Origin of the sequence: Campylobacter sp. VBCF_01 NA2 (assembly GCF_027797205.1) — a bacterium.
Taxonomy (GTDB): Bacteria; Campylobacterota; Campylobacteria; order Campylobacterales; family Campylobacteraceae; genus Campylobacter_B.
Genome location: NZ_CP115607.1, coordinates 143,190 through 157,623, shown reverse-complemented (window position 1 = coordinate 157,623; position 14,434 = coordinate 143,190). Strand labels below are relative to the sequence as shown.

General features: G+C 42.4%; 16 protein-coding genes and 1 tRNA gene. 4 read left to right on the top strand and 13 right to left on the bottom strand.

Going from position 1 to position 14,434, the window contains the following annotated elements; translation table 11 throughout:
• Window position 1: 1 nt before the first annotated feature.
• Genes modB through PF027_RS00875 form a run of 5 tightly spaced genes read right to left on the bottom strand, consistent with a single transcriptional unit; the run spans window position 2 to window position 3,513 of the window.
• Window positions 2-688, bottom strand: a complete 687-nt coding sequence (gene modB / locus PF027_RS00895) for a molybdate ABC transporter permease subunit (protein ID WP_442867882.1) — start codon at window positions 686-688, stop codon at window positions 2-4.
• Entirely contained in the window at window positions 684-1,547 is an 864-nt protein-coding gene (locus PF027_RS00890; RefSeq protein WP_270872126.1) for an ABC transporter ATP-binding protein, read from the bottom strand. Before PF027_RS00890 ends, modB begins: the two co-directional genes overlap by 5 nt.
• The gene (locus PF027_RS00885) at window positions 1,540-1,923 is read right to left on the bottom strand and encodes a hypothetical protein (protein ID WP_270872125.1); all 384 of its coding nucleotides are present in this window, start codon (window positions 1,921-1,923) and stop codon (window positions 1,540-1,542) included. The genes PF027_RS00890 and PF027_RS00885 overlap by 8 nt, the downstream gene beginning before the upstream one ends.
• Window positions 1,920-2,687, bottom strand: coding sequence for a molybdate ABC transporter substrate-binding protein (gene modA, locus PF027_RS00880; RefSeq protein ID WP_270872124.1), 768 nt, complete (start codon window positions 2,685-2,687; stop codon window positions 1,920-1,922). The genes PF027_RS00885 and modA overlap by 4 nt, the downstream gene beginning before the upstream one ends.
• Before the next feature lie 49 nt (window positions 2,688-2,736).
• Window positions 2,737-3,513, bottom strand: a complete 777-nt coding sequence (locus PF027_RS00875; protein WP_270872123.1) for a TOBE domain-containing protein — start codon at window positions 3,511-3,513, stop codon at window positions 2,737-2,739.
• Window positions 3,514-3,699: 186 nt separating this feature from the next.
• Here PF027_RS00875 and PF027_RS00870 point away from each other — a divergent pair, with 186 nt between their 5' ends.
• From PF027_RS00870 to PF027_RS00855, 4 genes are all read left to right on the top strand, one after another.
• Window positions 3,700-4,410 carry an MlaA family lipoprotein gene (locus PF027_RS00870; protein ID WP_270872122.1) on the top strand — a complete coding sequence of 237 codons (711 nt, stop codon included), beginning with the start codon at window positions 3,700-3,702 and terminating at the stop codon, window positions 4,408-4,410.
• Window positions 4,411-4,412: 2 nt separating this feature from the next.
• Window positions 4,413-5,000: a Tgt2/MlaC family protein gene (locus PF027_RS00865; protein WP_270872121.1), complete on the top strand. Its 588-nt coding sequence runs from the start codon at window positions 4,413-4,415 to the stop codon at window positions 4,998-5,000.
• 3 nt (window positions 5,001-5,003) lie between these two features.
• Complete coding sequence (locus tag PF027_RS00860; protein ID WP_270877292.1) at window positions 5,004-7,496, top strand: efflux RND transporter permease subunit; 2,493 nt, start codon at window positions 5,004-5,006, stop codon at window positions 7,494-7,496.
• Window positions 7,497-7,534: 38 nt separating this feature from the next.
• Window positions 7,535-7,632: transfer RNA gene (locus tag PF027_RS00855), tRNA-Sec, on the top strand.
• Between the two features lie 168 nt (window positions 7,633-7,800).
• On the opposite strand, the gene trxB is transcribed toward PF027_RS00855, so the two are convergent.
• The 8 genes from trxB to rlmB form a co-directional block, all read right to left on the bottom strand.
• Window positions 7,801-8,742, bottom strand: coding sequence for a thioredoxin-disulfide reductase (gene trxB, locus PF027_RS00850; protein ID WP_270872119.1), 942 nt, complete (start codon window positions 8,740-8,742; stop codon window positions 7,801-7,803).
• An 81-nt stretch (window positions 8,743-8,823) separates the two neighbouring features.
• A complete protein-coding gene (gene trxA / locus PF027_RS00845; RefSeq protein WP_270862210.1) occupies window positions 8,824-9,141 on the bottom strand; it encodes a thioredoxin in 318 nt (105 codons plus the stop codon).
• Window positions 9,142-9,219: 78 nt separating this feature from the next.
• Entirely contained in the window at window positions 9,220-9,558 is a 339-nt protein-coding gene (locus PF027_RS00840; protein ID WP_270865861.1) for a YraN family protein, read from the bottom strand.
• Window positions 9,558-10,823 carry a homoserine dehydrogenase gene (locus tag PF027_RS00835; protein WP_270872118.1) on the bottom strand — a complete coding sequence of 422 codons (1,266 nt, stop codon included), beginning with the start codon at window positions 10,821-10,823 and terminating at the stop codon, window positions 9,558-9,560. The genes PF027_RS00840 and PF027_RS00835 overlap by 1 nt, the downstream gene beginning before the upstream one ends.
• Entirely contained in the window at window positions 10,820-12,031 is a 1,212-nt protein-coding gene (locus tag PF027_RS00830) for an LL-diaminopimelate aminotransferase (RefSeq protein WP_270862213.1), read from the bottom strand. Before PF027_RS00830 ends, PF027_RS00835 begins: the two co-directional genes overlap by 4 nt.
• 1 nt (window position 12,032) lies before the next feature.
• Entirely contained in the window at window positions 12,033-12,788 is a 756-nt protein-coding gene (locus tag PF027_RS00825) for a hypothetical protein (RefSeq protein WP_270872117.1), read from the bottom strand.
• Window positions 12,782-13,732, bottom strand: coding sequence for a helix-turn-helix domain-containing protein (locus tag PF027_RS00820; RefSeq protein ID WP_270872116.1), 951 nt, complete (start codon window positions 13,730-13,732; stop codon window positions 12,782-12,784). The genes PF027_RS00825 and PF027_RS00820 overlap by 7 nt, the downstream gene beginning before the upstream one ends.
• Entirely contained in the window at window positions 13,725-14,405 is a 681-nt protein-coding gene (gene rlmB / locus PF027_RS00815; protein WP_270877291.1) for a 23S rRNA (guanosine(2251)-2'-O)-methyltransferase RlmB, read from the bottom strand. The genes PF027_RS00820 and rlmB overlap by 8 nt, the downstream gene beginning before the upstream one ends.
• Between the last annotated feature and the right edge of the window lie 29 nt (window positions 14,406-14,434).

Sequence of the window (14,434 nt, the reverse complement as noted above, 5' to 3'; positions counted from 1 at the left end):
ATTAAAGTCTTATTTTATTTGACCTTTCACCCAAAAAATGCATAGCCAAAAGCACCAAAAAGCTAAAAATCAGCATAATCGCCGAGTATAAATGCGCGCTGGTAAAATCCAAAATTTCAGTCGCCTCATAAATCGCGATCGAAGCCACCTTAGTCTGCTCGCTCACAGAGCCTCCTATCATCAGCACCACGCCAAACTCTCCCATAGTGTGCGCGAAGCATATCACCACAGCGCTTATCAAGGACGGTTTCATCGCAGGTAGTAGCACCCTAAAAAGCGTAGCAAAAAACCCCTTGCCTAGCGACCACGAAGCGTGGCGAAGCGAGATTGGAAGCGAACGAAAGCCGCTAAGCAGGGGTGAAAACATAAATGGTAGAGAGTAAATACAGCTTGCAATCACCAAACCGCTGAAATTAAAGACAAATCGCACACCAAAATTTTCATCGAAAAACCTGCCAAGCGTCGAATACGGCGATAAAAACACAAGCAGATAAAATCCTAGCACGCTTGGTGGAAGCACGAGTGGAAGCGAAATGATGCTTTCAATCACACTTTTGGCGCGAAACTCCCTATACGCCATAAAATATGCCAAAAACAGGCAAATCCAAAACAGAGTAAATGTCGTCACCACCGAGAGTTTAAGCGAAATCAAAAACGGCGTAAGGTCTAAATTTTGTAAAGCTTCAATCACTGTTTTCCTCGATTTTTTTCAAATTTATATTAAAGGCCTTTGCGCCCACGCTCACGCTATCGCCCACGCGCAAATCCCTAGCCTCGCTCACGCTTAAAACCACTTCGCAAAGTTGCGCCCCAACAGCGATTATAGCGATATTTACGCCACCTGCTTCGCGCAAAGCAACCACCTTGCCACGAAAGCTAAATTTTTGCGAACCGCTAGTTTGCAAGAAAATTTCACTTGGCGAGCCCTCGCGCACAAGGCTTCCATTTTTTAGCTCATACACACGCTCGCACAGCCTGTAAATCTCGCTGATATCGTGGCTGACAAGGATAATTGTAGGGCGAAATTTCTCATGGATTTTTTTGAGATAGTCTTGGATTTTTTCACGGATTTTGTAATCCAGCGCCGATAATGGCTCATCAAGTAGCAAAATTTCTGGGCTTTGCATGAGCGCACGAGCAAGTGCCACGCGCTGTTTTTGTCCGCCAGAGAGCTGCGAAATAGCGAAATTTGCGTATTTTTCAAGCTCTAAAAATTTTAGCATTTCGCCCGCTTTTTGCAAATCTTTTTTGGCAAAAAGTAGATTTTCTATCACGCTCATATTCTCAAAAAGCGCGTAGTCTTGGAACAAAAAGCCGATTTTACGCTGCTTAGCGTGCATAAATTTTCGCCCATTATCTAGCGCGATTTCGCCGTTTGTAATCGCCCCGCTATCTATTTTCATAAAGCCAGCAAGTAGCCTTAAAATCGTGGTTTTACCAGATCCGCTAGCCCCATACAGACAGACAAAGGCGCCCTTTTTTATCTCTAAATTCACGCTGATTTTAAAATTTTCGTTTAGCCGTTTTTCACAATCAATCTTAATCATAAATTTTCTCTATAAAAATCGCGCTTGCATTTGCGTAAATGTAAATTTCATCGCCCACGCAAAGCCCTAAATTTCGCACGCTCTGCGTGGTTGCGATAATGTCAAATTCTAAATTTTGCCCGCTTTTGCAAAAGCTTAAATTTGATAAAATTTCGCCAAATTTAATATCTGAAATTTTGGCGCAAATTTCATTTTCTGCCGAAATTTCACATTTTTTGCGCGCTAATACTGCCTGCGTCGCTTTAAAGCCAATTTCTACGCCTAATCCCACACTAAGGGGCTTTGGGAGTTCTAAAAAAACTCCGCAAAGCCCGTGAGAGAAAAGAATTTTATAAATTCCCTCGCTCGCTAAAATTTGCTCTACCCTAACTCTCAAAACTCATATCCGTATTTAGCGAAAATTTCTCTGCCCTTATCGCTTAAAATAAAGTCATAAAATGCCTTTGCTTCGGCGTTATTTTCGGCTTTTTTAAGTATTACCATGCCTTGCGCGATCGGCTCGTAAAGCGAGCTAGGCACCAGCACGAAATGTTTGCCCTCCTCGCATGCACTTTCATTGCAACCACTCTCTTTCATTTTTGGCGCATACATCGCACTGGCTGCGATAAATCCCACATCAGCCGCACTTAGCGTCTGTGTTAGGGCTTCGCCGATTGATTTAGCCTCGACGATTTTTCCTTTTACGCTATCATAAATTTCAGCTTTTTGCATAGCATTTACGCTGGCTGTGCCGTAAGGGGCTGTTTTTGGGTTTGCGATAGAAATCGTTTTTACCTTTTCGTCTTTTAGCGCATCAAGCCCTTTCCCTAAATCCACGCCACGCACGCTTAGCATTGCAACCTTGCCCTTGGCGTAAGTTTGCGCTTTTGCCGTAGCAAAACCAGCCTCAAACAAATCATCGGCAAATTTCATATCAGCCGCCATAAAAATATCAAATGGTGCGCCGTTTTTTATCTGCGTATTTAGCGCACCACTTGCGCCAAGGCTCACATTTAGCTTAGTATCTGGGTTTAGCTTTTCAAACTCAGACTTAATCTCGTCAAAAGCGTAAGTCGTATTCGCAGCCGCTGCGATAGATACCTCGCCCGCATTTAGCACGCCACATAGCGCAAGAGCGCAAAGTAAAAATTTGTGTTTCATAAATTCTCCTTAAAAAATGGATTTTAAATTTTAAAATTTATCACTCAAATCACACGCCGATAATGATATCATCAGGCTCTATGCACGCCATCACCTCATCGCCCACGCCCAAATTTAGCTCATTTGCGCTTTTGCGCGAGATTATGGCGATTATGTTTTGATGACCTGCGGTATCAAGGCAAATTTGAGCGTTTTTAATGCCGATTTTGACATCACTGATTTTGCATTTCACGCCGTTGGGCTCGCCCAAATTTTCGCCTTTTAAAATTTTCACACTTGGGGCTTTGAATATTAGCAAAACCTCTTTGCCGGGCCTTAATTCTAGGTTTTTTTCACTTTCGATTGTGATTTGCGCATCTAGCTTCTGGCCACCTGAAAGCATGAGCGTGATTATGCTATCGACCGCGCCTCTGCTAATCTCGCTAATAACGGCGTTTAATTGATTTCTGGCTGAGAGTTTTATGCCAATTCGCTCCAAGGCGATTAAATTTTCATCGCTGATATCATCGGCCTTTAAAATTTGCTCCAAAAAGCTATCCCCAACCCTGCTGATGATATCATACGAGCGAATTAGGCTTTTAGCGTAGTCAGTAAGCTCCGAGCCACTATTTTTTTTCGAGCCTTGCGCGCGAGAAATCAGAGGCTTTTTGCTAGCGTTGTTTATCAAATTTAGGCTATCCCAGCAGTTTTTATAGCTAATGCCGATTTTTTGGGCGGCTTTGGTGATTGATTTGGTCTCATCGACAGCTTTTAGCAGGGCGATATGGCGTGAAATCAGCGTCGTATCCTTGCTAAGATAAAGTTCTAGCGCAAATTTAGCGTTCATAAATTTTCCTTTTTATTTCATTTACTTTTTGTGATTTTATTTGTATAAAATAATATATTTAAAAAGCTTAAAAATACCTTTTTATGGGATTTTATTTCATTATTTTAATTTTAATTTCACACATAGACAAAAATTTACTTAAATTTTGTAAAATCGCCCTTTCGATTAAATTTAAAAGGATAAGGGTTGAAATTTCATAGAGCTTTTTTATGCGCTGTTGCGTGTAGCTGTGCGCTGTATGCTACCGATACTAGCGCTGAGATTGATGAGTTTGACGCCGAGTATAGTCAAAAGGAAGTTTTCGATCCACTAAGTGGCTATAACCGCGTAATGACTGGCTTTAACGATGTGTTTTATCGCTATTTGGTGACACCTGTGGCCACAGGCTATGATTATGTCATGCCAGATCCCATACAAGGGGCGTTTGCGAACTTTTTCCACAATCTAATGTATCCAATGCGCCTGACAAACAACCTTTTACAGGGCAAATTCGAAAACTCATGGGACGAGACAAAGAGATTTTTGATAAACACTACAATCGGTTTTGCTGGGCTTAGCGACGCGGCGACTTTGCATTTTAACATACCGCGCCACGATGAGGATTTCGGGCAAACGCTAGGATACTGGGGCGTGCCAGCAGGACCGCATATCGTCTGGCCGATACTAGGGTCTAGCAACCTGCGCGATACTTTCGGGCTTGTGGGCGATTTTTTCACCAATCCGATAAATTATATCGACGATAACACCGTGAGCATGTCGGTAAATGCGTTTAGGATTTTTAACGATTACTCTCGCGATCCTGAATTTTACGAGAAAATGACAAGCGGGGCTGTGGATTTATACCCATTTTTACGCGATGCTTATGAGCAAAGCAGAGAACAAAAAATAAAGGAATAAAAATGAAATTTTTTAAAATTTTAACTTTGGCGTTTTTGCTTTTTAGTTTTTCACACGCTATTAGCGACGCTGATATCGAGCCAGTAATGAGCCAAAAGGTCGCCACAGCAGTTTCGATTATGAGAGACGGCGCGCTCGCAAAGGACGCTAAACCAGCCAAAATTTTCGCCCTATTTGATGAGTATTTCGACTATAAACAAATGGCAAAACTATCCCTTGCCAAGCATTATGCGAACCTTTCAGACGCCCAAATCGCCGAGTTTAACAAAGCTTACGAGGCGCATTTGAAACGCTCATTTATCGATAAACTCTCACTTTATACCGACCAAGATATGAAAATTTTAAGCAAAGAAGCTCCAAGCGAAAAAAGACGCGTGCTAAAAACGCAAATCATCGGCGAAGATAAAAACTACGCAATAGATTTTAAATTTTTCCCGACTGGAAGCGATTGGCGCATTTACGATGTCGATATCGTGGGCGTTAGCCTAATCCAAACCTACCGCTCACAATTTGGTGATGTCGCGCAAAATTTGGGCTTTGACGAGCTATTGAAACGCCTTAATGCGACCGTAATCGAAAGTGGCAAATAACGCTTGAAACGCATTTTTCGCTTAATTGTCAAATTTCCAAAGAGCGTTTTAGCTATATTTAGCGCTCTTGCGCTCTTTTTTGGTTATTTTTGCACACATTTAGAAATAGACGCTTCGAGTCAAACCCTGCTTTTAGAAAACGACAAAGACCTTGAAATTTGGCGCGAAGTTAGCGCGAGATATGCTACGCCGAATTTTTTCGTCGTGGCATACACACCCTCGCAAGACTTGCTAAGCAAACAGACGCTATCAAACATAGCAGAGCTTAACGCCAAATTTAGCGCGCTAGATTTCGTTGATAGCGTGGTGGATTTGGGAAATGTGCCGCTTTTACTAAACAAAAAGGGCGATTTGAGCGAGCTTTTAAAACATATCCCCACGCTAAAAGACGCAGATATCGACCTAGCCGCTGCTAAGCGTGAGCTACTAACTAGCCCATTTTACGCTTCAAATTTAGTCAGCGCGGATTTTGGCACGACTGGAATTTTGATAAATTTAAAGCCAGAGAAAAAATACGAAGAGTTGCTTCGTGCGCGAGATAGTGCGAAAAATGCCCTAAATTTGGCAAAAAAATCAAATTTGGCAAATTCCGAAATTTCAAATTTAAAGCAAAATTTAAAACTTGCCGAGCAAAATTTCAAAGCTTACAGAGATGAATTACGCATTAAAGACCACGAAAATTTGCAAAACCTTCGAGCCATAATCGCCGAATTTTCTAGCGCGCACCCTAGCGAGCGGCTGTTTTTGGGCGGTATAAATATGATAGCCGATGATATGATAAGCTATGTAAGAAATGATCTTAGCACTTATGGCGTGGGCGCGCTAGTGCTTTTGCTAGCGTGCTTTTGGCTCTTTTTTAGGCAGGCGAAATTCATCGTGCTTCCGCTTATAATTTGCCTTTATTCAGTGGCGATTAGTAGCGGACTTTTCGGGCTTTTGGGCTTTGAAATCACCGTAATTAGCTCAAATTTCATCGCCCTTGTGCTAATCATCACGGTTTCAGTATGTATCCACCTAATCGTAGCTTACCGCGAATACAGCGCCAGATTTCCTAGCTTTTCGCAACGCCAGCTAGTATATGCGGTCTTGCGCGAGCGGGCTAAGCCATGCTTTTTTGCGATTTTTACCACGATTGTGGGATTTATGTCGCTAATTTTCTGCGATATTAAGCCTGTAATTTCGCTAGGAATTATGATGAGCGTGGGAATTGCGTGCTCGCTAGTCGTGGTGTTTTGCCTCTTTGGCGCGGTGATGAGCATATCTAGGCGCACGCATAATAATCGCAGTTTTGAGAAGCAGTTTCGCTTCACCCATTTTTGTGCGAATTTAGCCCTAAATCACAGAGGCAAAATTTACGCAGTTTGCGCGCTAGCTGTTTTGGCTGGGCTTTTTGGCATTGGCAAATTGCGTGTGGAAAATAGCTTTATCGGATATTTTAAGGAAAATACCCCGATTTATGCCGGTATGGAAGTCATCGACACCAAGCTTGGCGGCACGATTCCACTCGATATCGTGATAAAATTCCCAAAATCGCAGAGCGCGCCAAGCGAGGAAATGGACGAATTCGAGGCAGAATACGCCGCGAACGAAAACGACCCAAAATACTGGTTTAGCTCCCAAAAAATGCGCATTATAGGCAAAACTCACGCATTTTTAAAAGACCAAAACATTAGCGATCACAAATTTATCGGGCAAGTAAGCTCTCTAAGCTCGCTTTTGCAAGTCGGGCGTGAGATAAACTCGGGCGAAGAGCTAGATGATTTAATGCTAGCCCTGATTTACTCCGAACTGCCTGAGAACTACCGAGAAATGGTGCTTTCACCCTATGTTAGCATAGAAGAAAATGAGGCGCATTTTAGCGTTCGCACGATTGATAGCAATCCAAATTTGCGCAGAAATGAATTTTTGCAAAATTTGCAAAATGATTTAGATAAATTGCTCGCAAATGACGGCGTAAGCGCGCAGGTAAGCGGTATAATGGTGCTTTATAACAACATGCTCCAAACCCTAATGAGCTCGCAAATCGGCACGCTTGGCATTACGGTTGGGGTTTTGTTTGTGCTGTTTTGCTTGATTTTCCGCTCGCTAAGCTACGCATTTATCGCGATTGTGGTAAATTTAATCCCACTTTGTGTTTGCTTTGGGATAATGGGGATTTTGGGCATTCCGCTAGATATCATGAGTATTACGATTGCCGCGATTAGTATCGGTATCGGCGTAGATGATGTCATACACTATCTATTTCGCTTCCGACGCGAGTTCGCGCGCACGCAAGATAGCGCAGAAGCAATCCGCGCAAGCCACGCTAGTATCGGGTATGCGATGTATTATACTTCGTTTGCGATAATTCTGGGATTTAGCGTTATGATGATAAGCAATTTTTGGCCGACGATTTATTTTGGGCTTTTGATCTGCCTTGTAATGGCACTTTTGTTGCTTGGCGCGCTCATAATCCTGCCTTCACTCTTAATGAGCAAATCTAGATTAAAAATTTAATCTAAAATCAAATTTAGCCTGCTATAATGGCGAGTTTTGGAGAGGATGATGACCTGGTGGCGTCTGCGGACTTCAAATCCGATAAGAGGGCGGTTGACCGCTTTCTGGGGGGTTCGATTCCCTCACTCTCTCGCCAAAATTTAAATTTTAAAATTTCAAATTCTTAGCACAAAATTTTCCAAAATTCACAATTCTGCAAATTTTATACGAATTTAAAATTTAAACTTAGTATTTTTGAAAAATTTTAAATTTACATAAACCCCAACCACAAGGCGTGGCTGGGGTTTGGAATTTAAGAATTTGACTAATTTGAGTGTTCTAGATATGAAATCACGCCAAGGGCGGCTGTCGCGCCGTCTGCGGCTGCGCAAACGACCTGTTTTGGCGCATCTATGCGCAAATCACCCGCCGCAAAAAGACCCGGCAGGCTTGTTTGCATTTTTAGATTTACCACGACCTTGCCCTCGTCGTTCATATTGCAGATAAAATCGCCATTTTCGTCCCTTAGCACGCTGTTTCGCACATCAAGCCCCACGAAGGTAAAAATCCCAGGCAGGCTCAATTCTCTTTTTGCGCCTGTGTTTTTATCGCTAACGACAATGCTCGTTACTCCGCTATTATCGCCTTTAATCTCATCGACAATGGCATTTGTGATAAGCTCGATTTTTTCGTTATTTTTGACCTTTTCGATAGTGTTTGGCGTAGCGCGGAAGCCGTCTCTTCTGTGGATTAGATAGACTTTCGAGCAGATGTTTGCTAGATACAGCGCCTCTTCAAGCGCAGTATTTCCACCGCCAAGCACCGCTACTTCTTTGTTTTTATAGAAAAATCCGTCGCAAGTAGCGCATGTGCTAACCCCGCGTCCGAAAAACTCGTCCTCGCCCTTGACCCCTGCTCTGCGAGGTTTCGAGCCTGTGGCTACGATTACAGCCTTAGCACGAGCGGTTTTGCCACCCTCTAAGATTATGCTAAATGCGCCGTCTTCGTCCTTTTTGATACGCTCGACGCTTATCATTTCGTGTTTGAGCCCGAAGCGAAAGCACTGCTCCTGCCATGGCGCCATGAAGCTCATGCCGTCCATCACGGTCGCTACACCAGGGTAATTTTCCATTTCGGAGCTACTTGTGATTTGACCTCCTGGCATACCCATTTCATACATTACAACATTTTTAAGTCCGCCCCTTGTGGCGTAAAGTCCCGCACTTAGCCCAGCTGGACCGCCACCGATGATTGCTAAATCTAACATTTTTTCTCCTTTGTTTTATTTTTTAATCAAATTTAGGGCTAAATTTCAGTGAAAAATAAAAAGGGCTTTCGCCCTTAAATTTTAAAGTAATGAGTTGATTTTATCAGTGATTACTTGTTTTGATTGCGCGCCGATTAGTTGAGCTGCAACTTCGCCGTTTTTGAAAAATAGCATAGTTGGGATCGAGCGAACGCCAAATTCTACTGCCAAATCTTGCGCTTCATCGGTATTTACCTTGCAAATTTTAGCTTTGCCCTCAAACTCGTTTGCTAGCTCGTCGATGACAGGGGCAATCATACGGCATGGTCCGCACCATGGAGCCCAGAAATCAACTAACGCAACGCCCTCGCCTACTACATCTTTGAAATTTGCAGATGTAAGTTCGATATATTTTCCCATAAATTCTCCTTTAAATAAATTTGGTTGAAAATCGGACTATTATAGTTTTACAATATTAATGAAAGGTAAAAATTTGGGTTATAATGAAATATTATTGATAAAATTTATCCGTTGCGGATAAATTTCAATTAAATCAATCTGCCAATCATCGCAAATTTCGTTTGTCAAAATGTAATAATCAATCGCCTTTAAAATTTTGCTCATCTTTGCAGGCGTTACACGGCTAGCAGCGCAGTAATCGCCACTAGTCGCCTTAACCTCGATAAAGTGCAAAATTTCATCTTTGCTCGCGATAATATCAATCTCACCAAATCGTGAGTGAAAATTTCGCGCAATTATCTTAAATTTATTCTGCTCTAACCACTGCGCAGCCCTATCCTCCGCCGAAAAACCAAAGAGATAATTTTTTAGCCCCATTACTCTTCGATTCTAATCATAAATGGTCGCTGTATGATAAACTCCTGCGCGTCTAGCTCGCCCATAGCGCGCTTGACATCGGCCTCCAAGCTCGTGTGAGTGGTGAAAAATAGCGTAACACACTCCTCGGTTTTTTGCTTTGGTTTTTGCAAAAAGCTATCAATTGAGAGGTTGTTTTCGCTTAATATGTTTGTGATTTTAGCCAAAACGCCCTTTTCGTCTTTGACGCGAATTCGCAAATAATACTTCGTGCGAATTTCACTCATAGGCGAAATCACAAAATCATTTTCAAGCTCTTTTTTATAGCCCAAAATCGGGCTTTTGTTACCGCGAGCGATATCGATTAAATCGCTTATAACTGCACTTGCCGTAGCCCTACCGCCAGCTCCTGGGCCATAAAACATACTCTCGCTCATACAATCCCCAAAAACGCTCACACCGTTCATCGCCCCGCCGACCTTAGAAAGCATTGCGTTTTGCGGGATTAGGGCTGGATGGACACGAAGCTCGACACGACTTTCGTCAATGCGTTTTGCAATCGCCAAAAGCTTGATTACATACTCAAATTCGTGCGCGAAATATATATCTTCTTTGCTAATCCTATCAATGCCTTTAATCAAAATATCCTCGGGCCTACCTTGCGCCCCATAAGCAATGCTAGCTAGGATTAGAAGTTTGTGTGCTGCGTCAAATCCGCCTATATCAAAGGTCGGATCAGCCTCAGCATAGCCTAGCTCTTGCGCCTTTTTTAGCGCGTCTTCGAAATTTTCGTTTTTTTGCATCATATTTGTGAGGATATAATTGCTAGTGCCGTTTAATATACCGATGATTTTTTCGATTTTATTCGCACTTAAACCCTCGCGCAAAGCCTTAATTATCGGAATTCCGCCCGCTACACTAGCTTCGTAACCAAAAGGCGTGGAGCCGGCTAAATTTTCAAGCTCATATCTATGATAAGCCAAAAGTGCCTTATTTGCAGTAACGACAGCCTTTTTGCGTTTTAAAATTTCACTAACTATCTCATAAGGCTTTTCGACCCCGCCCATAAGTTCAACAAAAACATCGATATCATCGCGGTTTATGACTGAATTTAAATCATCGCTTAGCGGGATTTTGGCACTGCGCTTTTTGCTTAGATCTCGCACCACGCCGATAACTGGCTCGATTTTAACCCCAGCGCGCGCAGTGATTAGCTTTTCGTTTTCGATGAGTATGTTTGCTACCTCGTTACCGACGGTTCCGACGCCTAAAATCGCTACTCTCATTTGACCTCTTTAAGATATTTTTTGATATTTCGCGCTGCTTGGCGGATTCTATTTTCGTTTTCGATAAAGGCAATTCGCACATAATCATCTCCCGCACTTCCAAAGCCAATTCCTGGGCTAACAGCCACGCAAGCCTGTGTTAGAAGCTGTTTTGAAAACTCCATGCTCTTTAATCCGGCGCATTGCGGAGGCAGTTTTGCCCATGCAAACATGCTAGCTTGTGGGGTCGCGATCTCCCAGCCCGCGTTGCCAAAGGCTTCTAGCAAGACATCTCTTCGTTTTTGATAAGTCGCCCTTATCTCATCAATGCACTCTTGTGGTCCATCGAGTGCGATTGTAGCGGCGACTTGGACCGGGGTAAACATACCATAATCAAACCACGATTTTATCTTTTTAAGCGCGGCAACTAGGCGTTTGTTTCCGCACACAAAACCCACGCGCCAACCAGCCATATTGTAAGTTTTCGATAGTGTATATGCCTCGACTGCGACATCTTTGGCGCCATCGACCTCAAAGATACTTGGAGTTTTGTATCCATCAAAGCTAATCTCAGCATAAGCTATATCGCTGATGATATAAAATCTCTCTTTTTTCGCCATTGCTACAAGGCGCTCATAAAAGCTCTTTTCGACGGTTACGGTTGTTGGATTGTGCGGGAAATTTACCACGACATATTTTGGTCTAGGAATACTCTCATCAAATGTTTTTTGAAGCTCGATGAAAAATTTATTCTCGTCAAATTCCAAAGTTTGCGTATCGTAAGGCAAAGGGATTTTCACCACATTTCCACCTGCTATAATGAAAGCTTGGGTGTGGATCGGATAGGCAGGATCTGGGACCACGGCTACATCGCCAGGGTTGATTATCGCGCTTGTTAAATGCACAAAACCCTCTTTCGAGCCCATTGTCGCGACGATTTCGCTATCGGGATCTAGCATGACGCCGTATTTGCGCTTATACCAGTTAGCACATGCCAAGCGAAGCTTGTAAATGCCCTGACTTACGCTATATCCGTGAGTTTTATCTTTTTGCGCGCTTTCGCAAAGCTTGTCGATGATGTGCTGTGGCGTGCGGCCGTCTGGGTTACCCATAGAAAAGTCGATTATATCATCGCCCTTGTGGCGTGCTGCCATTTTAATCGCATTGACCTCAGCAAAAACATAATTAGGCAATCGCTCGATTTTGCCAAATCTAATCTCGTCAAACATCTCATCCTCCTATAAGTTTGATTTCTAAGCCTTGTTTGATATTTTCCCCAGCAAATGCGTCGCAAAGGTGCATATAATGCGCATTTGGCGGGAATTTAATCTCCAACTCTTTTACTTTTGCTTCACTGATTTTGTTTGAAATTTCGTCTAAATTTTTGTCATAAAAGGCTATGTTTGGATACCAAACCTGCGCGCCTTTGGTTTTAACAACTGCTTTTTTGGTGTTTGTGATATTTATAAAATAGCTACTTTTTAGCTCGTTTTGTTCTTTGTTTGTGAGTAAATTCATACTCTCAAAATTCAGGCGAAACAGCATTACATCGCCTAAAATCATAAAATCCTCGACATAAATTTTATGCTTTTTAAGCTCTGTGTAAATCGCGCCTGGATCAATCATGCGGTTTGTGCGCAAAAGTATGCTTCTTAGCTTTTCGCCCTCGTCTAAATTTAGAAAAGCTAAATTTTTGTAATTCTCTAAATTTAGCCTGTCAAAGACCAAATTTAGCGGTTTTAAAAGAAATTTTGAATGTTGCTTTGTTAGAAATTTTATCTCAATCCCGCGCGCCCTATCGCTTGGAGTGAAATTTAAAATTTGGTTTTTTTCTAAAATTTTGCTTATCTTTGTAAGGTCAGCAAAGCCGTTTTTATCGCTTAAATCATCGGTTGCGTTGATATCGTAACGCGCCAAAATTTCGCTAGGGCTCGCACAAAAAGCCAACCCCAAACAAAACGCGAGCGCGAAAACGATTTTTACCACTTTTTACCCTTATTTAGCCGAATAAACTCTTCGTTTGAAATTTTGTTTATTTCGCCGTTTTTGATGTGGAGTTTGATTGTGTTTTTCTCGCTAAATTTCACTGAATCGCCTGGCTTTCCTATGTCAAACATACCATGCCCAGTAGCGATTAAAAGCTCGTCGCTAGCACTTAGCGTATAGCTTTCGCTTGTGACAAATTCTCGTTTTTTGCCAGTAGTTAAATTTATTATTCCTAGCCAAATTTTAACATGCGGTGTGAGTTTAAGCTCATCGCTTGGGCTAAATTTCGCGCTTGTGTTATTATCGCTAGCATTGCTATCGCTTGCATTTGCGTCGCTTGCATTAGCCTCTGCTTTGATGATTTGTATGCTTCGATCTAGCGCATTTGGCGCACTTGCATTGTAATCACTTGTATTATAATCGCTAGCGTTAAATTCCGATGCGCGCGGCGATTCATAAGGCTTGATGCCTACATTTTCTAGCTGTTTTTGCGTATCGCTAACCACGCTATTATCGGAGTATGTGGCGTTAGTTTCTTCATTTAGCATGGAGCCTAAAAATTCGTTAAATTTCTTATGAAGCTCGAAATAAAAAATCGCAGCGATTATCAAAAATATCGCCACTAGCCATATTATCCAGCCTCCACCCTCTCTTTTGCTACCACTTGCACGCGCATAGACCTTTTCGACATGAGCTCTTTTGTTTGGTTCAAAACTAGCCTTTGCAGCCCTAAACTCGCTCAACCACTCGCTCAAATCCAGCCCAAATTCGCGCTCTAAAATTTTAATATATCCAGCGACATTAAAATTCGCAAGTTTTTGAAAATCTTTATCTAAAATCGCTTTTAAATTTTCCACTTCGATATGCGTTGCATTGGCGACCTCACCCAAATCCATGCCTCGCAAACGCTCTAAATCTAGATCTTTTTTTTCCTTCTCATCCATTTAAAATCCTATCACAAAGTATCGCAAAAGCAGCGCTTACATTTAGCGAATCCCAGCCCTCGCGCATTTTGATCGATACTTTTTTATCGCATTTTTTAAGCACTTTTGCAGGGATTCCAAACCCCTCATTTCCCATGACAAGCGCTCTTTTTTTGGCAAATTTAAGCTCTTTGAAATTCTCTCCGTCAGCACTAGCAGCGCAGATTTCAAACCCAGCTTGTTTTAGCTCGTTTAATGCGCCTAGCCCGTCAGTGAGCCTAACTACATTTAGCTCATAAGCTGCGCCCGAACTAGCCCTTAAAATGCCTTCGATGTTTAGATTATTTGCGACAATTATCACGCTATTTGCGCCCAAAGCGTAAGCCGTGCGCATAATCGCGCCGATGTTTCCCACATCGGTCAGCCCGTATAAAACGACCAAAAAATCATCGTTTTTCACACTCGCAAACTCAGCGAATTCAAACTCGCTAACCTCAGCTAAAAAACCTTGATGATTGCCACCATGCGCCAAAGCTTGGGCTTTTTTGCTATCTACGCGCTCGACTTTGACGCCAGTGCGCGCAATACGGCGAAAAATATCGCTCTCGCACTCCTTGGCAAGCATAATGCGAACAAATTTTTCGCTATGGTGTTCTAAAATATGTAAAAATAATTGTTTTCCGTAAATAATCATTTTGCGATTTTAGCAAAAAATGGTTAAGA

Excerpts from the sequence above, each read along its gene's own strand:
- PF027_RS00865 (WP_270872121.1), top strand. The coding sequence starts at position 4,413 with ATGAAATTTTTTAAAATTTTAACTTTGGCGTTTTTGCTTTTTAGTTTT.
- PF027_RS00890 (WP_270872126.1), bottom strand. The coding sequence starts at position 1,547 with ATGATTAAGATTGATTGTGAAAAACGGCTAAACGAAAATTTTAAAATC.
- PF027_RS00830 (WP_270862213.1), bottom strand. The coding sequence starts at position 12,031 with ATGTTTGACGAGATTAGATTTGGCAAAATCGAGCGATTGCCTAATTAT.
- trxA (WP_270862210.1), bottom strand. The coding sequence starts at position 9,141 with ATGGGAAAATATATCGAACTTACATCTGCAAATTTCAAAGATGTAGTA.
- rlmB (WP_270877291.1), bottom strand. The coding sequence starts at position 14,405 with ATGATTATTTACGGAAAACAATTATTTTTACATATTTTAGAACACCAT.
- PF027_RS00840 (WP_270865861.1), bottom strand. The coding sequence starts at position 9,558 with ATGGGGCTAAAAAATTATCTCTTTGGTTTTTCGGCGGAGGATAGGGCT.
- PF027_RS00875 (WP_270872123.1), bottom strand. The coding sequence starts at position 3,513 with ATGAACGCTAAATTTGCGCTAGAACTTTATCTTAGCAAGGATACGACG.
- modA (WP_270872124.1), bottom strand. The coding sequence starts at position 2,687 with ATGAAACACAAATTTTTACTTTGCGCTCTTGCGCTATGTGGCGTGCTA.
- PF027_RS00835 (WP_270872118.1), bottom strand. The coding sequence starts at position 10,823 with ATGAGAGTAGCGATTTTAGGCGTCGGAACCGTCGGTAACGAGGTAGCA.
- trxB (WP_270872119.1), bottom strand. The coding sequence starts at position 8,742 with ATGTTAGATTTAGCAATCATCGGTGGCGGTCCAGCTGGGCTAAGTGCG.
- PF027_RS00820 (WP_270872116.1), bottom strand. The coding sequence starts at position 13,732 with ATGGATGAGAAGGAAAAAAAAGATCTAGATTTAGAGCGTTTGCGAGGC.